This is a genomic window from Allobaculum sp. JKK-2023 (genome assembly GCF_034745455.1).
Classification (GTDB): Bacteria; Bacillota_I; Bacilli_A; order Erysipelotrichales; family Erysipelotrichaceae; genus Allobaculum.
The window spans coordinates 2,480,457-2,501,207 of the sequence record NZ_JAYERV010000003.1 but is presented as its reverse complement, the minus strand read 5'-3'; the positions used below and the strand labels follow the sequence as shown (position 1 = coordinate 2,501,207).

The window sequence follows — 20,751 nt, the reverse complement described above, 5'->3', positions numbered from 1 at the left end:
ATCAAGAGGGTTTGACAGCAAGAGGACTGGGGACCGGAAGAGCTGAAGGACCAGTCAGTTTCAGGCCTAAAATAATTGGGATTTATCCTGTTCGACTACTTCCCAGTATCCATTCTTTGAAGCTCCATGGCGGATCAGTCGGCCTTCTCTTTTCAGTTTCGCCAGCATTCGTTCTACCTGCCGCTGAGTCAGGTTAAGAAGAGCAGCCAGTTTTCTGGCGCTAAGTGTCTGCTTTTGTCTGAGCAGCTGCAGAAGCTTTTCTTCCTTGGGTTCGCCATTTGTACCGACATTTGTGCCGACATTTGTACCGACATCCTGTCTTTCGTTTTGGGTCTTTGCAATCTGTCTGAGAGTTTCGCAAATCATCCGCAGCATAAATTCAAATAAAAAAGGTCGACTCTCCTGCATTGTCTGCCATTTGAAGAACTCGATAGTATTCTTCCTGATGTTCGTGGACCATCGTCTCAATCGGAAGCCACGCAAATACCGGCTGCCACTTTTGAAGAAGTAAAGACTGCCACAGTCTTCCAGTTCTGCCGTTTCCATCCGCAAACGGATGAATGAATTCAAATTCGTAATGGAAGACACAGCTCTTAATCAAAGGATGATATTTAGATTTTTTCAGCCATGAGAAGAGCTGGCGGACCAGATCGGGTACATAATTGGCTGGTGTTCCCGCATGAATCAGTCGGTCCCCATTATAGACTCCGACATTTCCAGAACGAAATCGTCCAGCCTCTTTACCCAGCCTATTCATCATGATTGTGTGCGCTCGTAACAGATCCTTTACACTATATGGATCAAACAAGGATGCCTTGTCATACACCTCCTACGCATTCTTGACTTCAGCGATATCTTTGGGAGGGCCAAGAATCCCTTTCCCATCTACTACATCTGTGACTTGGTCAAGTGTCAGTGTATTCTGTTCAATGGCAAGTGAAGAATGAATCGAGCGAAGCCGGTTCTCTTTTCTCAGTCCCGGATTTGGATGAAGCATCTCAAAAGCAGTAATCAATTCGACATATTGGGCAATTTCACCCAACAAACCAGTTATCTCTTCAGTTACCGTAAAAGGTGGAATATATTCATCGGCCATCTTCATTTTCCCCTTCGCATCTCCATCCATCTAATCGTTGCATCGTTCAGTTGCATTTGATCGAGTTTCAGTCACCCAGCCTGCAATTCTCTTTTACCATATCACGGCTCCGAGTTCAGATGTTTTCAGTTGTTTTTGTCTGGGCAAGCGAATTCTGGTCCTAATGTCTAAGAGCACTTGCCTGGCAAACTGGATTTCTTTGGACTTCCCGCTACAGAATCCTCCTTTCTCTGATGAACAAAGCTAGCTCTTTCCATCAGATGCAAAAAACGCAGATCTCATTGAAGAGCTCTGCGTTCAATACAATCCAAATTCAATTTCTATTCAACAAGTTAAGGTTATTTTATCTTTTTGAACTCACATGTTTTGACTGATATTTTAGAGTGCATACCAGCCAATGCCCTCATACCGCCAGCCAAGTCTGTGAAGCGCATTAACTTCCCGGGCGCTGGTGGTATAATAATGAGCACCCACAGTGGCATTCGGGTTATAAAGACGATAAACTGGTTTTCCCTGCGCAGTCGCAGTATTTTCCCAGCCTAAGCTGGGAGAAGCAAATGCAGTCCCTTCATCGCGCCAGCCAATACGGGCTAAATAATCGCGTTCGTCAGTATCCATCGTGTAGTGATGATCGCCTGTATTCGGATTATAAAGACGGTAGACATACCACCCTTCATCCGGAGCGTTCCAACCTACACCTTCATAAGTCCATCCATTGTAGATCAGAGAATTCTTTTCATTTGAAAAGACAGTGTAGAAATGTTCACCTGTATTTGGATTGTAAAGGCGATACAGCGGATAACTTCCAGCAGCCTGCACCTGACTTGGCAGATAGGCGGCTGCCATCAGCATCAACGATACACATCCCGCTGCGATTCGTTTTGCGTGTTTCATCGTGGTCATCACAATCTCCCTTTCGTTTTCAATTTCTTCACTCCCTGGACTCGACGTTTCATCCCTGCAAATCTGCCAGGACAGAAAAAGCGAGCTTTTTGATACGCCAGACTATCCTTCTTGAGATTTCAATGATTTAAACTCAGGTCACGAGAGTAATTTTGTCTTTATTGTAATGGATAAATCTGAATCATCAACATTTTTTACACAGCAAAATCAAAATGTAAGTTATCTCCCCATCAAAACGCTGTTTTTTCCCACACTATCCCGATGAACACCCTATTTCATCACATTAAGACTTGAATTCATCTCAACATGACTGTTCTTGCTCCCAGATCAGTGACCTTCAATCAGCACCCTTCCATAGCCAGGTGCAGCTTTATCTGCCTTTCCGGTTTTCGTAAAACAAAGAATCGCTGAAAAATTTGGTGTGATTCAGGCTTACCGAAACAAATATCCATAGAAAAACCGGGAACCTTGGAATGAGATAGCTCCTGATAGTTATAATTTAACTGTGAATATAAGCTATACGTAGCTAAAAAGTTCTCTCAACCAAACAAACCTTTAAAAAGAAAAGATCTGGCTTTTCAGATAATTAGTCGTCCAAAACCAGATCTTCATACGGTCAGGTCTCTGATGCCTTAGATAAGCCTGTGCGCTGTAGAAGGGAAAATCACCTGATCACGATAGCTGTCATTTTAAATTAAGCTTGGGACTATCTAACTAGCACGGATGATTGCTGAAAGGGCATGAGAGTGGCTTTATCGGAATTGCCAGGCATTAATTTCAGAATATTGCGGGTCTTCTTCCAGCAATTCTCCTTGGAAGACCATGCAATCCTCTTTACATTGTTCATCTTGCGAATGGTTGTAGTGAAAGGTAAGCAGTGGAAACTCTTGGTTGAACTGGATTTGCTCGGTTGTATGAGGCTCAATGTAAGTCCAGCCTGGTTTTGCAGTTTCAGTGAAGCTGCTTCCCAGTCCACCTAAAGATCCGCCTTTTTCATTTGTCCCTTCAATAAACAGATAGATCTTACCGTCTTCTTCAACTCCGACGCTTAATACATTAGACGAATCTGGAAATACAGTTGTTGCGCTGAAAGAAGAATCTTTAAAAGATACGCGAAGCCGAGACAAAGGCTCCATTTCAGAAAACTGCCAATTGTAAAAAACGGTGGACTGATCGTATTCACTGGCCTGGAAAGAGGGCTGGTAATCTTCAATCACGGAAGCTGAGTACTTTGGAGCATTTGAGCAGCCCACAAGAAAAAACAATCCAATCAATCCCAGCTGCTTTTTGTATTTAGGCCGGTTATCCCACATTATTAACACAGCTTCCTGAATACAACGTATTTCCGTCCCGTGTAATATAGGCTGTAACGGTAGAGCCAATCGAGCAGAATCCATTACCCATCAGATTATATCCCCAGTTAGAAGGTGCACTAAAACTCCACGAAGAAGAGTAAGTAGTGGAAGTAACGCTCTGCTGTGGATAATCAATTCCTGATGAACCTAAGACGACCGTAGCATAACTGAACCTGAATCCAGAGTTAAAATTGGAGACGGATCCCGAAGTACTCAGAAGTTTCCCATGATTAAATTGACTAGAGTCAGTATAAACATCATACACAATAGTGGAGTTAATTCTTGCCGCATTACTGACAATGTACGTGCTCGTACCATGACTATTAGCGATGCGTTGAACAGATCTTGAATACCGGTCCTTAGAAATAAAGTAAATTGTCTTCTCAGATCTGACTTTTTTGCTGATACTACTTTCTTGTGAATGAATAGAGCTGTTGTCTACTAGTTCTGTATTTTTCTGAAAAACCAGCACTTCAGCCCCCAATAATTCTGCTTGTGTTTTAAGGCTGTCTTCAGGAGTCACTAAGTTTTTTTCATCTTCTTTGAATTCGGTTTTAAGCGCTGTAACTTCATTTGTAATCAAGTCTTCCGGATGGGGTACCGGTGCGACACCTGAAGCTACAAGTGAGGAAGTTAAAGCAAAGGCATACAATAATTTCACGTTTTTCTCCTTGTATAAACGGCAATAGTTTTTATGTTCCTCTATGCCAGCAGCCGCTCAGTTATAGATTGTGATATGACATGAGGGTCATCGTCAGATATTTGCTATACCTCATAGTTGTTATCGGATATTGAGCGATGTTTATTCCGAATAGTTTGTTTCACAATTTTCAAATGTTTTCATAAGAAATCTGCCTGATAGACACGATAGACATAAGAGTTATTTCTATCCTAATTAATCATTAACGGGAGATTGAATATTTTCATAATCATTTGAAAGCCAAGTCTTAGAACAAGCATCGCACAAAATCCGGATCTTACGCAATTGTAGTTTTTAACACCGATAATCCTGGCGAATAAATAAGCTGGAATCGTTCGCGTTGTTGATTAAGCAACATTACCTAATCCGAAACGAGTTTATATATTGTATTGTGAGTTACTGTTCTAAGCAGTAATCACTATCGTCGATAATAGTCATAGTAACTATACACTCTATTTGCGTATGAGACCAAGATCCCACTTTCTATTGTTTATGAGATACTTTAATGAAGACCATAATTCTAGAGGCTTACCTTTTGCCTCAAGTGTCATTGAAATCGGTGGTTCCATAATTCAAATTCATCTCCTCCCTTATCTATTAAGAAGACTAAACAACATACGTTACGAAAGTATTACAGAATATCGGCTTTCAAAAGAAATCAAAATGTAAGTTATCTCTCCATCAAAATGCTGTCTTTTCCCACATTATCCCGATAAGCACTCCGTTTCATCATATTAAGACTTGAATTCATCTCAACCTGACTATTCTTGTTCCTAGATCAGTGTCCTTCGATCAGTACCCTTCCATAGCCAGGTGCAGCTTTATCTGCCTTTCCGGTTTTCGTAAAACACAAGTAGATACGTAAATCACAAGTAGATATAGGCAGCGTTTTGTTACCTATATATCAACCAGCTGTTATATCAACCAGCTGTGTCTATGCTCTTACTCGGCTAAAAGGTATTACTCATATACTTACCATAACATTTCCCTAACGTGAAATATTCATGTTTCATCCGCTGGAGAATATCACCTATAGCAACAAAAAGAATCTGAAATGATATATAATTAAATCGATTTAATATGTGATAACTGTTTATTTTAAGTCATCAATTCAAAACGTTTCATTGACTTTTTCTAGATGTCGAAATTATTACTATTAGCGGAAAACTAGTGGTAAATATCAGCAGGTAACAAAACTTTTGAAAAGTTTAGGATAAACTGCTTGAACACCATCAGACTGATTTAAAGCTTCTATGGTTTGATCGTTCAGGTTTGACAACTTTATTTACCAAATATAGGCCGGTTCTTCGTTGATGACAATAGCATTCATTAGTTGCTCAGCCGTCACGGTTTTTAAACCTCCATATACACTGTCCTGCTCATAGTAGGGATCGATATAGTAGTAGTAAGCAATATTGTCTGTTTCCGCAAACAAAGCATACCCAGTAATCAAGACCATGTGATTGGCGGATTTATGTTGAGGATATAATGCCTGAACATCTACTGCTGCAAAAATTGGATCATTGGTACCGATATCCTGTCGCACCCGCTGTTCAAATTGGGTATATAAATCAGGATTTGTATCGTAACGCGAAATTCTTTGAATATGGTATCCTGGTTCATTAGGTCCTACATTTTCATTTTGAAATAAGTATTTATTAGCTATCCTGGTCAAATCCGCGTATTCAGTCCCAGTGGTAGGGCTAGTATTCATTTCACCCGCAAGTTCAGTTTGCGTTTTTTCAATCCCTTTATATCGAAGGACCATTTGCATACAAGCTGGAACACAATAATAGTTATTTTCCTGGACAATAGATTCAAGTGGAAGGCGAATCTTATCAACTAGAATTCGGGCTCCCTGATCTTCTGGATTCACTATTCTGGTGCTTTCTTCCGATCGTGTCTGCTCCAGATCATTTGATTCAAAAGGTCCTTCCACCTTATCAGCTGAATTTATTTTCTCTTGGCTAATTTGATTCCCACCATTTTCTGCTCCAATTTTGATTCCAGCTGCTCCTGTGTTTTTACTATCGTAAGCACTATTTTCTAACTTAGTGGTTTCAGACTCACTATCCTTTAATGTGCTGTCAGAAGAAGAATCAGTCACCAATTCTATTCCTTTAGAATCGCTTGAATTGATACTTCTGTCGTTTAGAAGTGAAGATTCTTCGAATAAAGTTTTTTTAGATTCTGAAGTTTGATCGGTCGCGTTAGAGCACCCTAAAAGAGGAAATCCGTTCACAAAAAGGAAAGTTATAAGTATTGCTTTAAATAGTTTCATAAGTCAACCCTTTCGTCTAAAGACAGATAGCACGAGATTAAAAAAGATGATTAGTTTTTCAAAACCAGATCAGTATTTCCATTCTGATATATTTCGCCCTTATTTATCTCGGAATCCTTCTTTTTATACTCGACCCAGACCATTGAATTATCCGCAAGGAATATCGGTCCGCCATCGTTTTGATACAATACACCCTTGCCGATACCATATAAGTAATATTGTGGGCGAACTCGATCAGATAATGTATTTGATCCTAGCCATGAAATATAATCCTCGTTCACTTGAACAGATTCAATCCAATCTGATTGAATCAAATATTCAATCTGGCAGTTTTCTAAGTCTACTCGCCCAAGATATATTTCATTCCCCTTGTTTACCGTGATAAACATTTCATTCCCATTGCTATATAGACCTGAAATATAATTATCTCCATTATTAGTTTCGTATAGAACAGTTTTATTTCGGGTGGACAAATCGAGCTCGATCAGTTGGGTTACTAAGTTTTGATTGTCAATTTTGAGATAATACCATAATCCATTACATTCGATTGGAAATCCACAGTTATCATTTTCAACAACGGTGAAATTTTCATCTTGAAATGAATAGAATTGGTTCGTATAAAATCCGGATCTTACGCAAATGTAGTTTTTAACACTAGTGATCAGTAGAAGCCTCTCATTCTGACTGTTTCTCATTCATGATCATTGTTTAAATGACCGTTTTGTCTTCCCAACGTGATTTTTCAATCCAGTCTGCTAACAAAGTTCTGGCATTTAATCCACCACACGTTATACTAGATTGGGCATAAAACTTATGGAACAGGTGTTCAATGTTGGCTCTGCCAAACATGGTGCGTTTGACAAGCTTATAGCGGCAGTTGCCGCCTTCAACGAACCCGCTGCTATGCTCATAGGATATTGCGTTCTTGACCGGCGCAATATCTTTTTTTATGCCGTTTATAAAGCCTTGGATTCTACTCTCCTCATATTTGGTACAGAACCAGTCAAGTTTATCTGGATTGTCTCCCATCAATGTCTCATGGAAATCCTTCCAGAGCTGATCGCAGAATCTCACTGCAGGATACTTATCCAGAATCTGTTCGTACACTTTCGCAACTTCAGTCTCCTTCATCTTGTCCCGATCGCTGGTTACCATGTATTTCACGATGTCGTAGCGTTTGACCTGAACCGCTTCAGTGCCCCTGTCATAGTCAAAAGGCTTTATGAGTTCGTCTTTGATATGAGTATTCTTCATCTGATGAATATAATGCAAGACCGTACCATAACAGGCCTTGCATCCTTTAGATTGCAGGTATGAATAGATGACAGCGGGTTTATGGCCATCAATAACCATTTTATAAATTATATTGATATAGTTATCCATGTCTGTCTTATACTTTGGTCGCTTTCTAACCTCTTTTATTCCTTCAACTTCCTCTTCCGTCATCTTCAGGTATTTTTTTAAAGTAGGATAGGAGATGTCATATTTCTCCTGAAAATCCTTGAACTTAGGCTTCACGGTCTCAGCCCATTCTTTTCGCAAAGAACAGATCATTGCGTACTTATCAGAACAGACTTTTGCCTGTCTTTCATACTGTTCTGCGTAAAAATCGTCACTTTTGGCTTTGTCTTTGATGATCTGGCAGTTTGTTTCGGCAACGGGTGTATTGTCATATTCCACTTTTTCTGCAACAGCAGGCGCGGCTTTCTCTGTCTCAGGTTTTACTGAAGTAATCTCTCCATCCTTTACATAGAGTGTAGATGGAATTTCACACTTCAAAATATCCTTAATACGGCCTACAAGATTCTGGAATAAGTGGAAACGGTCTGCTATCTGAGTACAGTCTGGCAAGATCTCAGAAATCGCTGAAGCAAAAGCGGAAGCACGATCACGGGTTACAATCTTAACCTTCTGGTGTTTTTTCAGCCACTCCTTAAGTGCCTGGCCATCTCTTCCATCAAGCAGCGCAATAACCTGGTGCGTTTTCAGATCGTAAATAGCTGTGTGGTAGGTTCGCCCTTTTCTGGAACTGACGTCATCGACACCAATGGCCTTGATATCAGGGTTATCTACGATTGTAATGTTTTTGTAGATTCTGGTGATGGTGTTACGAGGCATCTTGTATTACATAGATTTCGGGATTTCAAGCACAATCCATTTCATACCTGCCTAGGCAGGTATGAAATGGATTGTGCTTTTTTGCATCATATTAAATTTACATTTTAGAACGTTAACAGTTGGATTAAAATTATTCTAAGGTGATTATCATGTGTATTGTCGGAAAACTCCCAAGCATTGATCCAAGTTCATACTCATCCAACTTTCAAAACCGTTATGACCGGGATCTAAAAAATGCTCTAAGGATACGTTCTAAGTGTCCCTGTTGCGGAACTGTTGGCAAAATGAAGGTTCATTCCCATTACCAACGCTATCTATATACCAGTAAAAATTCAAAACCATTTCATCTGACTGTGACCGTCTTTCGTTGCGAATGTAAAACATGTGAACATCCATATCATGCATTTTTACCGCTCTGGATATGTCCTTTCTGTGTCTTTACATATAGTTTTCTGGTATGTGTTCTTGGCTATTTTTATGGCCCGGGGAAAGAGCAGTTTCAGACGACTGCCACGCACTTCCATTTACCCCGATCCACCATTCGCAGCCTGATTAATCGTTACTCGGCCGAGGACTGGAGAATTATGCAGACCAGACTTGCCCATCAAAATCAGTTGTCCAGAGGCCGGACAGCCTGCAAGCTTGCCCAGTCTTCTAAGAGGCTCATAGACTTTCTTGTTGATTTTCTTCACATCCACAGTGAATCTTTTTTTACGCGTCACTTTCCAATATCAAGCCACTGGTCGTTCATCTGTTATGGGGTATGGAATTTATGCATATGACCACACTCAAATCATTTGGACATAGTAGAAGCGGCCGATTTGATGGTATGTTGGGATTGATCTTATTGGAGGTGAAATCTTGAATCAGGAAAACAAAGAAAAGATCGCAATCTGGAAAGTTGGCGTCATTTCCCCTATCCTTCATCGGAAAAAAGAGGATGAATCCAGACATGCCTTAGCCAAAAAAATCGCTTCATCGCCATTGATGAACCCTGTCACTGGGGTATCAAAGTTTTACAGTCCACGCACCCTTCTCTGGTGGTGCCACTGCTTTGAATCTTCGGGACTGGATGGTCTTATTTCGCGCAGCAGAAAAGACCAGGGGGTGTTTCGCGCCCTTACTCCCCAGGTTCAAAGCCGAATCTGTCAGATCCTTGATCAGTTTCCAAGAATTTCCAACGTGAAGCTGAGAGAAAGGCTGAAAGACGAGGGTATTATTGATGATTCGCTTTCTCAGTCAACAATTGATCGCTTTGTCAGAACGGCCAGACCAGAAAAAAAGCTCCCTGCCATTCATCAGAATAAGGACAGGAAGGCTTTTGAGTTCCGGCATGCCAACGAGTGCTGGCAGGCAGACACCACTTTCTTGCAGAATTTAAATGGTGAAAAAGTCTGTCTGATGCTCATTGTGGACGATGCCAGCCGGATGGTTGTTGGGTACGGTATCTATACCCACGATAATGCCGCGAATTTTCTTGAAGTGCTTAAGGACGCAATCGCTCGGAATGGAAGACCGGAAAAGCTGCTTCTTGATCACGGCGGAACCTATGAAAACCACCATCTGGCCTTAGCCTGCGCACAAGCAGGAATCGTTTTGCGTTATTGTGCTGTGCGGGATGGGGCCCAGAAGGGGAAGGTAGAAAGATTGAACCGAACCCTGAAGGAAGGATGGCTCAATCAGATTGACTGGACAAGTTTCAACGACCTGGCAGAAGTAAAAAGCTCGTTCAGTCACTATCTCTACCCTGAGTATATCAATAAACCTCACTCTTCTCTAGCCAAAGAGGATGGTACCTGTCTGACACCAAGAGAAAGATTCCTTATGGATCAGGAATACATCCATAAAATTCCTCTGGAAAAACTGGATTCTATCTTTGTCTGCAGGTATGAGCGAAAAGTCAAAACAAACTCGACTGTTTCGGTTCAGAATGTCCTTTACGAAGTTCCTTCAGAATTCATGAAGCAGAAAATCGAAATTTTTATCGACCCTCTTAATGATGATCGGGCATGGATCCTGGATCCGATCTCAAACAAGCAGATTTCTGTAAAAAAGGTAGATAAGCATGAAAATGCTTATACCCATCGCAAACGCCATATTGTTTACCCGCATAAGGAGACACAGTAATGGAACCGACATTATTCTTTGGCCTGCGGCAGCTGCCCTTTCAGAAATCTTCACGCTACCGGCATCTTTACAAAACAGAAGATATTCAGCAGCTTGAAGGTCGACTGGAACATTTAAAAAAGGTTCGCGGAATTGGTCTGATTACTGGCAAACCCGGAACTGGCAAGACTGCTGCGATCCGTGAATTTACCAACAACCTTAATCCAGCTTCGTTTAAAGTGATTTACCTGCAGATGACAACTGTCACTGTTGCGGAGTTCTTTCGGATGCTTTCAAGTGAGCTTGGTCTTGAGCCGCAATATAAAAAGGTTGACCTGTTTCGGCAAATCCAAGATGAAATCCGCTATCAGTGCGAGGAAAAGAAATGTACGCCGGTGATTATCATTGATGAAGCACAATATTTATCCAATGCCATTCTGCGGGATCTGGTTATGCTTCTGAACTTTGAAATGGATTCTCGTGACTGCTGCATTCTGATTCTCTCGGGTCTTCCCGGACTGAATCGAATTTTAAAACAGAGCATCAACGAATCTCTCAGACAGCGAATCATCGTGAATTATCACGCAAATGGCCTGAGTCGAAAAGAAGCAGGACAGTATGTTGAGTGGTGTCTGAAGGAATCGGGCTGCGAAGAACCGGTATTTTCTGAAGATGCCATTGAAGCAGCCTGGCGCTTTTCGCAGGGTTCAGTAAGGGTTATGGATTCGCTTCTTTCCAAAAGCATGATTGAAGCAGCTGCACAGAAAAAGCGGCAGATCACAGCTGATATTGTAACCATTGCCCGTGAAGACTGTGAACTTGACATTTAAAATGAACTGGAGATGAAGATGATGTATTCAACATTTAATCCTTATGATCTCTTTCACTACCTGAAGAAAGAAGGATCAAGCTATGAAGAAGCTGCGCAGGCAGTACAGACACGCAACGAAGAAATTCCGGCCTATGAATATCTCATCCGAAAGTACCTTTCATCGGAGCATTGCCACGCAGTCGTTGTAAGGTCAGATGGCATTGAAGAGCCGCGCTATACAATTACAGGCTATGATCCTGATCACCGTACAGTTTTTGTACAGGCCCGAACTGGTGCGTACGGAAGCAGTAAAAATCAGGAGATGAAAAGTCTTGAAATTGAAGAGTTTATCTTTGGGCCTTATCGGATCTGGGACACGGTAGACCCTGTAGCCCAGTACGAATACTATAGTTTCGAAAAAGCGAAAGAATGGGCAAATACAGAATTGCCTTTCTGAATAGTTAAACGAGATCTGATGCAAGAAATGCATCGGATCTCATTTTTAATTATCAATAACTAATTTTATCAAAAAGCCAAGGGTCATATTTTTGAAAAAGAAAGTGACGCGATAATTCATATCGATTTATTGAAATCAAGATGTTTAGAAAGATTTCTGGAGCAAATAACTGCAATAAAAATTAACGTATTATGTCAAATCAATTCGACGCGTAACAAAGGTATCATGGCAGACATCAATGCCCATGGACTGGCACACGTGTGCTGCCACATTTGCCGAGCAGAAGAGTGAAATAGACAGCAGAAAAACAGTAAGTTCGTCACTTTTCCGCTGATTAAAGCGGTATCCCTTGACAGGAAGCACAAAAGTAACTTTCTTACCATGCTTATTGAAGTAGACAAGGCGTTCCTGGCGAATATGAACATAAGCAGTCTGGCCTCCAACAGGCATGGTCTGACAGATGCGTTCCTGATATCCATTTGTGGAAATACATTTTTCACCGTTTGGTCCACTGATTTTCCCGGTTTCTGGAGCATGAATACGAAAAAAGTGGAGGCAGCCATACTTGTCCCGATAATCCTGTCGGTCAGCATCTTTAATCAAATCTTCACCAAAGAGAGAGGACTCAATATCGTGAACAGGCTTATTCTCTTCGTGAATACGGATAAAACTCAGTTTGTTCATTGTCACCACAGTCCTTTCAGAAACCCCTTAAAGAGCATGAAATTCTATGATAATGAAATAAACAATAATGAGCAATAAGGTTATTGATTATAGATGCTTAACAAACCTAATAAAGATAATTAATTTATTTAAATGATCAAAAAAGGGACTGTCATTGCGGACAATCCCTACTGATCACCAGTGTTAAAAACTACATTTGCGTAAGAACCTAAAATCCATTCTCTGGGTTATAAAAATTAAACATTATTCCATTTGATGAAATGACCGCTTGTGTATAATGCAAAGCTGGAATATTGGCAATTGAGTAGATTTCTTTAGCACTATCGTTTTTTAAATCATATAAATAATATCGAGAAGTATTATTAGATTGATCACTTTCTTCATAGATGACTAAATCTTTATCAGCGGAAATTATTCCAATGGAGGCTTGTTCTGATTGGCTATTCATATCAGCAATTTTCTTAAACTCTCCATCACAATGTCATTTAGCTTAGTTTTTGATAGTTAGTATTGTCCACCATCCGTGCACAGATGGTGGATTTTATATTTTCTGGTTTAACGAAAATTAGCTTTGACAACAACTCTATAATTGTCTAATTTAATCCTTATCACGTTGAAAACATAACTTTATAAGGAGGAAAATATGGCAACTAAAGTTACTTCGCCGTCCGTGATTTATCAAAGATTCATGAAATTCCTTGAGGAATTTGCCCACAAACAGGAGAAGATTCTTGCTTCTCAAACAGGAGCTTTCTCACGAAGTCATTATCGATCATCAAAAATAAACTTGTTCCATTTCCTGAATACATCCATTATCGGGAATGGATCAACACTCTCCGATTTATCCATGAACTATTTCGGCATGGGCAGTGTAAGACCATCTGCTTCGGCACTTGTTCAGACAAAAGCCAAGACTCCAGTCAGCGTATTTTCAGCACTGCACAAAGCCACATTGGCACTTTGTTACATGGATAAAAAATATAAAGGGCTAAGGGTAATAGCCTTTGATGGAACCAATGAACCTGTTGCGCCAAATGAAGATGAACCTGACTACATCATTTATGCCAAGAACAAGGAAACCATCATCCGGGCCGGTATTCACATTAACGCTGCCTATGACGTACTTAATGACAAATATCTAGCCATCGTCACTCAAGACCAGAGGTCCAAAGACGAGCGGGCCGCTGCTATGAAAATGGTCAAGGAGATTCACGAAGCTTATCCTGGCGAGACATTTCTCTTTGTCATGGACAGAGGGTATTTTTCTTATCCATTGTGTAAGCTTATTGAATCCTTAGGGCACAAATACCTCATACGTATGAAAGAACGAGAGTATAGCTGCCTGACTTATACACAGCTTGACCATACAGAAGACCAGCAGATCAGCCGCATTCTTACCCACCACCAAAGAAAAGAGGAAAAAGAAAACCCCCAGATGAAATACCTGGTCAAAAAATCAATGAGACAGATTGATCAAGAATCTGAATTTATTGATTTTGACTGCAGGGTGGTAGCTATCGAGATTGGCGACAACGTCTGGGAAGGACTGATTACCAATCTGGATGAAGCAGAATTTCCTCCGGAGGCTCTTGGATTTATTTACCACCTAAGGTGGCGAATCGAGCAGAGTTTCTCCTGGCTTAAATATGGAATAGGAATGAAACGTATCCACTCGATAAAAGCAGAATACATCATTCAGGAGATTTATTCATCCCTTATCTTCTACAATCTGGTTTCCGAGATCAAAAAGTGTGTTCTTGAATCATCTCAATCGGATAATAAAGAAGAGAAGCAGACAACTTATGAATACCAAATCAATACAACTAAGGCGATACGGGCTATCAGGAACACGTTTACTCCGAAATGGACGAAAAAACGAACAATCTGTCAAATTACAAAAGCGGAGTTTCAAGCTCTGACCGAGGAGCTGCTAAGAGAAAAACTGCCCGTTCGGCCGGAAAGGAGCTTCAAGCGAAATCTCCATCCCAATCGTTTGATATGGTTCACCTATCGATAAGTGCATTATATGCGCATCTTATTGATACAAACCACCCATACAGTTCTTAAAAACGGCTCTTATCGAAGGGTTGTTTTTAGTGCACCTATTTTGATGAATACAGCCAAATCAATCAGTATATTTTGTGCTTGGTTGGTGCATATGGATATAATCAGCAGCAAATTCTATTCCTATCATCCACTTTGTCTTTGATTTTTATACAAAGTTTGAGGTCATATTTTTCTAGCTAAATGACATTGCTCTCCATCATTTAAATCATAAGATGCCAAAAATAAGGCTGTTCGATCACTGGATGCATCTCCTTCGCCATATAGGACGTTATCCTCGCTTAAATAGGTAAGAATAAATTTAGTGTCATTAGGATACTCATACCTCTTTGAATCAACAAACAACCCACTAATAGGCACTTGATCATAGTCCAAAGTTGAAGGAGGAACAACTATTGCTTCACTCAGTGTCTTTATTTCGCTACTTGACGTTTCCATATTGGTACTCTGACTGATATTAGTACTCTGACTACTCTGACTATTGTTCGAAGGTAAACTATCAGAAATCAAAGATAAATCTTCCTGACATCCGCATAAAGTAAGCGTCAGTATAATTCCTAAGTTAAGAGAACATAATCTTATATTAAATTTATTAGTCTTCCATTGTTGTTTCTGTTCCACCATAAGGTCTATCCTCTTCTATCCAACAATAATCATCTACTTGATGCTTTTCACAGAACTTTGGACTGATTGCTGTTCCGATGAGTAACGAAAGGCTTAGAACTAAAATCAATGTCTTAAAATACTTCATCAAGATTTTTCTCCTTCTTTTTTGTGATTTAATACTAGTATGTTCTTCGCACGATTTATAGCCCCAAAAATTCGAGAACATAAGGGGGAAAGATGTGGGGATGCTGTTAATAATTTAGGCTTCATCGAAAAAATGCTCAGAAAGAAGCATAGCTTTTCGTTAGACAATGTTTCAAAAGATTTAAAAATTTCAAAAGGCAATTTAAGTGAGATGGGAAATGGCAGACGGTTTTCCAAGGAGACTCTATTTTGTCAGTTTTATCCACCCGAAGTGCAATAACCTCTTATAAATTATCTATATTCTTTAATGTCGATTAAGCAAATGTAATTGACAGCTTTGGAGTAAAGATCACATGGATCCTCATCTTACTGTTTTTGCAGGTATATTTTGCTAATCATATTCAAGGAGGACGATTCGATGCATACCAAAAATTCATCCGGAAAAAGATCCCGTTTCTGGCTTTTTCTACTGTTTTTTCTCCTACTCAATTTGTTCGGATTTCTGTCTCACTCTGGTTCAGAAGGTTTATGGGTTGTTGTAATCATGGCTCTTCTCTTTGTTTTGATTGTAGTTCTCTGGGTGTGGCTGAAGAAGCAATTACCAGAAAGCAAAAGACTGTACTGGTTCCTTTTACTTTGTGTTGTTTTGCTGATTGTTGGCTATAGTTTTCCCTCTTTCCATCAACCTGAAGGCATGATGGCCGGAACACTGTCCTTCAACTATTCCCAGATCGGATGGATTCTGGTGGGGGTTTCCTGGATCCTATTTGTTGGGTTCTGCCTGCTTCCATTGAACAAGAAACAATGAATTGATAAGCCTGTCCCGGCATTTCCCGGCAAGACAGCCATCTCAATTCCAGTCTGATTGATGACAGGAACAGAATCATCCAGACACTGAAACGAAACGCACCTGGCTTCGGCAATTGGAAAAGATATTGCAACCCTGTTCTCCTACGTTCTGGAAAAGCCTGCTAAACGGCATACAAAAAGGCTCTAAACCAATTGTGAGATGGAAAATCCACCCAATGGTTTAGAGCCGGTGATTTAAAAACCACTTACAAATTTAGAACGCCTATGTTCATCCTGCAGACAAAACAAATGAAACTATTTGTCTTCAGGATCTAAGGTCCGAGAGTCGATTTCCTTTTCGACTTTCTCATGGTACTTTTCTTCTACATTTTCAGCATGCTTGATCAGGCCAAACTTTTTAGAAATTTCCATCACAAGAACAGGAACAAAAATCAAAAGCACGCCAATCAGATACAGCTGCCATGGTAGATACATCACACCAAAGGCAGTCATAATGCCTGGAATAAACTGAACAATGACCATCATGGCAGTCGAAGCTGCTACAGCCATATTCAGATGCTTATTGGTAAATGGACCAATCTTAAACAGGCTCTTTTCAGAACGCATGTTATACGCCTGGACAACCTGAGAACAAGCAAGAACCATGAAGCACAGGCTGCGGCCTCCCATTTCCGAACCGGTCCAGGTTTCACCAATTCTGAAGGCAATAATGGCCAGCAGACCAAACATCATTCCCTGTAAAATAATCCGGGTGCCAAAGCCATTCGCAAAAATCCCCTGATTTTTTGGCGTTGGCGCCTGATTCATAACAGCATCATCAACTGGCTCCATGCCAAGCGCAATGGCAGGCAGCGAATCAGTGACCATATTAATCCATAATAACTGCATCGAAAGCAGCGCGGACTGTTTCCACAGCAGCATCACAAAGAATACAACAAGGACTTCACCAATATTGGTTCCCAGCAGATAGCCAACAACGTTTTTAATGTTGGCATAAATACCACGGCCTTCTCGCACAGCCGCAATGATTGTCGCGAAGTTATCATCACTCAGTGTCATATCCGAAGCGCCTTTGGCAACATCCGTTCCGGTAACCCCCATCGCAACACCGATATCTGCTGCTTTTAAGGCTGGAGCGTCATTGACACCGTCGCCGGTCATGGCAACAGTCTGGCCAAGTTTCTGCCAGGCTTTAACAATCCGGATTTTATTTTCTGGAGAAACACGGGCATAAACCGAAATCTGTGGAGCTTCTTTTTCCAGTTCCCGGTCTGTCATAGCATCGACATCTGCCCCAGTGACAGCTTTATCACCCGGACGCAAGATTCCGAGTTTTTTTGCGATTGCGGAGGCTGTAACAACATGGTCTCCCGTAATCATCACAGTACGGATCCCTGCTTTCTTGGCTTCGGCAACTGCCTGAGCTGCTTCTTCTCTAGGTGGGTCAATCATACCGACCATGCCTAAGAAGGTCAGGTCTTTTTCAATGTCATCACTGGTGATATTTTCAGGCATGGAATCAAATTCACGCTTGGCAATTGCAATCACACGCAGTGCATTTTCAGACATCTGCTGGTTAATCTTCTTGGCTTCTTCCGTATTGCCATGTGTAATGCGTGGCAGCATCTGGTCGAAAGCCCCTTTGGTGATGGCTACATACTTATCTCCAACCTTATTAATACTTGTCATCATTTTACGATCGGAGTCAAAAGGCAGATCAGCTATCCGCGGATATTCTTTATTCAGTTCATCTTTTGGCATGCCGTTGTTCTGGGCAGCCATAACAATTGAGGTTTCCGTTGGATCCCCGATATGGATCCATTTTTTGCCATCCCAGGTAACCGATCCATCCGAATCGAGTGTTCCATATTTCAGTAATTCTTTAACACCATCCGAGTTGGATGTTGTAATGTCTTCAATCGCATTGGAACCATCCACATAGGCTTCCGTTAACGTCATGCGATTCTGGGTCAGGGTTCCAGTCTTATCTGAGCAGATGACTGAAGCCGAGCCTAATGTTTCAACAGCTGGCAGTTTACGGATAATGGCATTTTTCTTAACCATCCTCTGCACACCAATCGAAAGAACGATCGTTACAATCGCTGGCAGACCTTCAGGAATTGCTGAAACAGCCAGCGAAACAGCTGTCATGAACAGCTCCAACGGATTCTGACCATCCATCAAGCCAATCACAAAGATAATGGCACAGCAGACAATCGCCAGAATTCCCAGATATTTTCCAAGCTGGTTGAGCTTTTTCTGAAGAGGGGTCATCGTCTCCTGCTCACTGTCGAGCAGGTTGGCAATTTTACCCATTTCCGTATCCATGCCGGTTGCCGTAACAATTGCCATACCGGTGCCATACGAAATCGTACAGCCAGAGTAAATCATATCCTTACGGTCTCCCAGCGGTGCTTTTTCTTCGATGACAGCCGTAGCTTCTTTTTCTGCTGGTACACTTTCCCCCGTCAGAGCCGACTCATCCGATTTCATAGATGATGAACGGACTAACCGAGCGTCAGCCGGCACAAAATCTCCAGCATCTAATCGAATCAGATCTCCAGGAACCAGATCTTTCGATTCGACCAACGTTTCTTTTCCATCGCGAATTACCCGGGCTTTTGGAGCCGACAAGGACTGTAAAGCTTCCAGTGCTTTTTCGGCTTTATCCTCCTGGGCTACCCCCATTGCCGCATTCACAACAACAATCAGAACAATTAAAAACGGTTCAAACAACCCCTTGATGCCTTCGTGATTCATGATGGAAACCACCAGCGAAATTGCGGCAGCCGCTAGCAGAATCAGAATCATCGGATCTTTAAATTGATCTAAGAACTTCGAGAACTTGGATTGTTTTTTCTTGGCCTTCAGCTGATTGGGACCATACTTGGATAGTCGACTTTCAGCTTCCTGCCCACTTAGACCATTGGATGAGCTGGTTTTCAGCTCTTCAGCAGTCTGCTGGACAGAGAGATTATGAAATTGCATCAAATTCCACCTTTCAGATGCCCAAATTATATCAGGCCTCCATTTTCTCCCTTTCCATCAAGCCCGACCCTCTTAAACAGCTTCTGTCCTTTGACCAGCAAAAAGCCTGCGCCTTGGACAGATTGAATTTCTTGTCCAATTCGTTCTGATCCTTTCCTATAGATTCAGCAGGGGTCGATCTAAAAAAGTTGTACGAATTCATGAATACAGTTTAGTTGGTAGAAAAGTCCTGAAAATTCAGGATGAATTAGGATCACACCCACTCTGTCAGCGAAAATCAGACTCCAACTTTGTTGGAAGCAACACCAGTTTGGGTGTGAACTTTTGGGTCTTGCTGTTTTAAATTTTTATGATATTCAGGCATTTTATGCCGCCAAATTTGCACTTGCTGACGATAGGCTTCATTGAGCAGCTCTATTTCATTTTCTGATTCATAATAGGCAATCATCAGTTGATAGAGAACCATTAACATGCACCAGTTCATTTGTCTGCTGCAGATCTGCGCCATTTTCAATTTCGCCTTTTCAACACCTTTAGAATCCTTTTTCAGGATGCACTTTAAAATCTCAAAAAGTGCACAGTCATCGGCAGTCGGCTTTTCTTTTGATAAATCTTCAATCACTTTCAGGCATTCTTCATATTGTCCCAGTCTGTAATGGCAATATGGAATCAATGAGAGATTTCCTATAAAACCATTTTCAATTGGAAAAGGATGATCTTTGACAAATTGAACAGCTTGCCCGAATTCTTCCTCCAGTGTTAAGGCAAGAATCATAAGCGTCGTTGTATTTGAATAGGTCTGATTGTCATGAAACCATCGTTTCTGACAACGCTGCATATTCCGAATGCACTCCCTGGCCGCCTCAAATTCCTGCATACTGATGAGATAAGACGCACTATTGTTATCACACAGAAGCATCCGTATATGGTTGTTATGGTTGACAAAAATGGAACGCGCTTCCTGTACTGTTTTATACGCCTGAAAAAACGAAACAGTAGTCCCCAGGACATGAGCCAGATGGAATTTGATGATGCCTTCCAGTTCCGGCCATTGTTTGCGGTCTAATATATTCAAAGCTTTCTCATAGCGATCCAGTGCAGCTGGATATTTCTTTTTTTTCACTGCTTCAAAGCCTTTGAGAAAATTGATTAAAGCTTGTTCGTCTGGCAAGAAGAAAGGCAGATAGTCATCAATTTCTTCTAAGTATCTCTTCATTCGAACATCGGGGACCTGCGCATAACGGTGAACAGATAAAAAGATATCGATTAGAAGTAAATGCAGACATCCCAAAGACTTCTGTAAGATAGGCCGATTATGCGCCAGCCTTCTTTTGATCTTCTCTTCATCCGCAAAATCTCGATCGATCCAAGCCAATACAAAATCATTTAATAAAGACTGGGCCATGTTTGCAGGGGATTCGTCCAAAGAAAAATCAATTCCATATCGTTCCAGAAATCTGGTAAAAGCTTCTCGCTTTAAAATTCTTCTTCCATTTTCAGCCTCGCTCAAAAAACCTTTTGAAATTCCAATATCATGTGACACATTTTCCAAAGAATAGCCGCAGCTCTTTCGTAGCTGCTTTTCAAAAAAACCAAGATTACTATATACATTCATTTTATTTTTACCG

20 protein-coding genes are annotated in these 20,751 nt (G+C 41.0%); 4 read left to right on the top strand and 16 right to left on the bottom strand.

The window, feature by feature from the left end:
• Positions 1 to 66 precede the first annotated feature (66 nt).
• The 10 genes from U4956_RS10115 to U4956_RS10070 form a co-directional block, all read right to left on the bottom strand.
• Positions 67 to 366 (bottom strand): HTH domain-containing protein, encoded by a 300-nt coding sequence (locus U4956_RS10115; protein WP_323090542.1) that lies wholly within the window; start codon positions 364 to 366, stop codon positions 67 to 69.
• Between the two features lie 13 nt (positions 367 to 379).
• Positions 380 to 826 carry a Fic family protein gene (locus U4956_RS10110; RefSeq protein ID WP_323090541.1) on the bottom strand — a complete coding sequence of 149 codons (447 nt, stop codon included), beginning with the start codon at positions 824 to 826 and terminating at the stop codon, positions 380 to 382.
• Between the two features lie 3 nt (positions 827 to 829).
• Positions 830 to 1,096, bottom strand: coding sequence for a hypothetical protein (locus U4956_RS10105; RefSeq protein ID WP_323090540.1), 267 nt, complete (start codon positions 1,094 to 1,096; stop codon positions 830 to 832).
• A 378-nt stretch (positions 1,097 to 1,474) separates the two neighbouring features.
• Positions 1,475 to 1,999 carry a hypothetical protein gene (locus U4956_RS10100; protein WP_323090539.1) on the bottom strand — a complete coding sequence of 175 codons (525 nt, stop codon included), beginning with the start codon at positions 1,997 to 1,999 and terminating at the stop codon, positions 1,475 to 1,477.
• 752 nt (positions 2,000 to 2,751) lie between these two features.
• Positions 2,752 to 3,216 carry a hypothetical protein gene (locus U4956_RS10095; protein ID WP_323090538.1) on the bottom strand — a complete coding sequence of 155 codons (465 nt, stop codon included), beginning with the start codon at positions 3,214 to 3,216 and terminating at the stop codon, positions 2,752 to 2,754.
• An 85-nt stretch (positions 3,217 to 3,301) separates the two neighbouring features.
• Entirely contained in the window at positions 3,302 to 4,015 is a 714-nt protein-coding gene (locus tag U4956_RS10090) for a hypothetical protein (protein ID WP_323090537.1), read from the bottom strand.
• 1,324 nt (positions 4,016 to 5,339) lie between these two features.
• Positions 5,340 to 6,335, bottom strand: a complete 996-nt coding sequence (locus U4956_RS10085; protein ID WP_323090536.1) for a C39 family peptidase — start codon at positions 6,333 to 6,335, stop codon at positions 5,340 to 5,342.
• A gap of 50 nt (positions 6,336 to 6,385) precedes the next feature.
• Complete coding sequence (locus U4956_RS10080) at positions 6,386 to 7,030, bottom strand: hypothetical protein (protein ID WP_323090535.1); 645 nt, start codon at positions 7,028 to 7,030, stop codon at positions 6,386 to 6,388.
• A gap of 13 nt (positions 7,031 to 7,043) precedes the next feature.
• Positions 7,044 to 8,453 (bottom strand): transposase, encoded by a 1,410-nt coding sequence (locus U4956_RS10075; RefSeq protein WP_323090533.1) that lies wholly within the window; start codon positions 8,451 to 8,453, stop codon positions 7,044 to 7,046.
• 524 nt (positions 8,454 to 8,977) lie between these two features.
• Positions 8,978 to 9,151, bottom strand: coding sequence for a hypothetical protein (locus U4956_RS10070; RefSeq protein WP_323089017.1), 174 nt, complete (start codon positions 9,149 to 9,151; stop codon positions 8,978 to 8,980).
• A gap of 163 nt (positions 9,152 to 9,314) precedes the next feature.
• On the opposite strand from U4956_RS10070, the gene U4956_RS10065 reads away from it, so the two are divergent.
• The 3 genes from U4956_RS10065 to U4956_RS10055 are packed head-to-tail and all read left to right on the top strand — an operon-like array spanning position 9,315 to position 11,827.
• Positions 9,315 to 10,580: a DDE-type integrase/transposase/recombinase gene (locus U4956_RS10065; protein ID WP_323089018.1), complete on the top strand. Its 1,266-nt coding sequence runs from the start codon at positions 9,315 to 9,317 to the stop codon at positions 10,578 to 10,580.
• The gene (locus U4956_RS10060) at positions 10,580 to 11,389 is read left to right on the top strand and encodes an ExeA family protein (protein ID WP_323089019.1); all 810 of its coding nucleotides are present in this window, start codon (positions 10,580 to 10,582) and stop codon (positions 11,387 to 11,389) included. The genes U4956_RS10065 and U4956_RS10060 overlap by 1 nt, the downstream gene beginning before the upstream one ends.
• Positions 11,390 to 11,407: 18 nt before the next feature.
• Positions 11,408 to 11,827 carry a hypothetical protein gene (locus U4956_RS10055; protein WP_323089020.1) on the top strand — a complete coding sequence of 140 codons (420 nt, stop codon included), beginning with the start codon at positions 11,408 to 11,410 and terminating at the stop codon, positions 11,825 to 11,827.
• Positions 11,828 to 12,016: 189 nt separating this feature from the next.
• Here the strand turns inward: U4956_RS10055 and U4956_RS10050 are convergent, their stop codons facing one another.
• Entirely contained in the window at positions 12,017 to 12,511 is a 495-nt protein-coding gene (locus tag U4956_RS10050; protein WP_323090532.1) for a hypothetical protein, read from the bottom strand.
• A 208-nt stretch (positions 12,512 to 12,719) separates the two neighbouring features.
• On the bottom strand, positions 12,720 to 12,959 hold the full coding sequence (locus U4956_RS10045; protein WP_323090530.1) for a hypothetical protein: 240 nt from the start codon (positions 12,957 to 12,959) through the stop codon (positions 12,720 to 12,722).
• Between the two features lie 195 nt (positions 12,960 to 13,154).
• Between U4956_RS10045 and U4956_RS10040 the strand changes: the two genes are divergently transcribed.
• Positions 13,155 to 14,528: an IS4 family transposase gene (locus U4956_RS10040; protein WP_323088166.1), complete on the top strand. Its 1,374-nt coding sequence runs from the start codon at positions 13,155 to 13,157 to the stop codon at positions 14,526 to 14,528.
• 212 nt (positions 14,529 to 14,740) lie between these two features.
• Here U4956_RS10040 and U4956_RS10035 read toward each other — a convergent pair whose 3' ends face one another.
• The 4 genes from U4956_RS10035 to U4956_RS10020 form a co-directional block, all read right to left on the bottom strand.
• Positions 14,741 to 15,199 (bottom strand): hypothetical protein, encoded by a 459-nt coding sequence (locus U4956_RS10035; protein ID WP_323090529.1) that lies wholly within the window; start codon positions 15,197 to 15,199, stop codon positions 14,741 to 14,743.
• A complete protein-coding gene (locus U4956_RS10030; RefSeq protein ID WP_323090528.1) occupies positions 15,168 to 15,326 on the bottom strand; it encodes a hypothetical protein in 159 nt (52 codons plus the stop codon). The genes U4956_RS10035 and U4956_RS10030 overlap by 32 nt, the downstream gene beginning before the upstream one ends.
• Positions 15,327 to 16,429: 1,103 nt before the next feature.
• Positions 16,430 to 19,123, bottom strand: a complete 2,694-nt coding sequence (locus tag U4956_RS10025; RefSeq protein ID WP_323090526.1) for a cation-translocating P-type ATPase — start codon at positions 19,121 to 19,123, stop codon at positions 16,430 to 16,432.
• Between the two features lie 277 nt (positions 19,124 to 19,400).
• Positions 19,401 to 20,738, bottom strand: a complete 1,338-nt coding sequence (locus U4956_RS10020) for a helix-turn-helix transcriptional regulator (protein WP_323090524.1) — start codon at positions 20,736 to 20,738, stop codon at positions 19,401 to 19,403.
• Positions 20,739 to 20,751: the final 13 nt, after the last annotated feature.

Bases quoted from the DNA above. Each gene is read 5' to 3' on its own strand.
- U4956_RS10040 (WP_323088166.1), top strand. From the start codon at position 13,155: ATGGCAACTAAAGTTACTTCGCCGTCCGTGATTTATCAAAGATTCATG.
- U4956_RS10085 (WP_323090536.1), bottom strand. From the start codon at position 6,335: ATGAAACTATTTAAAGCAATACTTATAACTTTCCTTTTTGTGAACGGA.
- U4956_RS10030 (WP_323090528.1), bottom strand. From the start codon at position 15,326: ATGAAGTATTTTAAGACATTGATTTTAGTTCTAAGCCTTTCGTTACTC.
- U4956_RS10050 (WP_323090532.1), bottom strand. From the start codon at position 12,511: ATGAACAAACTGAGTTTTATCCGTATTCACGAAGAGAATAAGCCTGTT.
- U4956_RS10100 (WP_323090539.1), bottom strand. From the start codon at position 1,999: ATGACCACGATGAAACACGCAAAACGAATCGCAGCGGGATGTGTATCG.
- U4956_RS10035 (WP_323090529.1), bottom strand. From the start codon at position 15,199: ATGGTGGAACAGAAACAACAATGGAAGACTAATAAATTTAATATAAGA.
- U4956_RS10045 (WP_323090530.1), bottom strand. From the start codon at position 12,959: ATGAATAGCCAATCAGAACAAGCCTCCATTGGAATAATTTCCGCTGAT.
- U4956_RS10025 (WP_323090526.1), bottom strand. From the start codon at position 19,123: ATGCAATTTCATAATCTCTCTGTCCAGCAGACTGCTGAAGAGCTGAAA.
- U4956_RS10060 (WP_323089019.1), top strand. From the start codon at position 10,580: ATGGAACCGACATTATTCTTTGGCCTGCGGCAGCTGCCCTTTCAGAAA.
- U4956_RS10020 (WP_323090524.1), bottom strand. From the start codon at position 20,738: ATGAATGTATATAGTAATCTTGGTTTTTTTGAAAAGCAGCTACGAAAG.
- U4956_RS10080 (WP_323090535.1), bottom strand. From the start codon at position 7,030: ATGAGAAACAGTCAGAATGAGAGGCTTCTACTGATCACTAGTGTTAAA.
- U4956_RS10115 (WP_323090542.1), bottom strand. From the start codon at position 366: ATGATTTGCGAAACTCTCAGACAGATTGCAAAGACCCAAAACGAAAGA.
- U4956_RS10075 (WP_323090533.1), bottom strand. From the start codon at position 8,453: ATGCCTCGTAACACCATCACCAGAATCTACAAAAACATTACAATCGTA.
- U4956_RS10055 (WP_323089020.1), top strand. From the start codon at position 11,408: ATGATGTATTCAACATTTAATCCTTATGATCTCTTTCACTACCTGAAG.
- U4956_RS10105 (WP_323090540.1), bottom strand. From the start codon at position 1,096: ATGGCCGATGAATATATTCCACCTTTTACGGTAACTGAAGAGATAACT.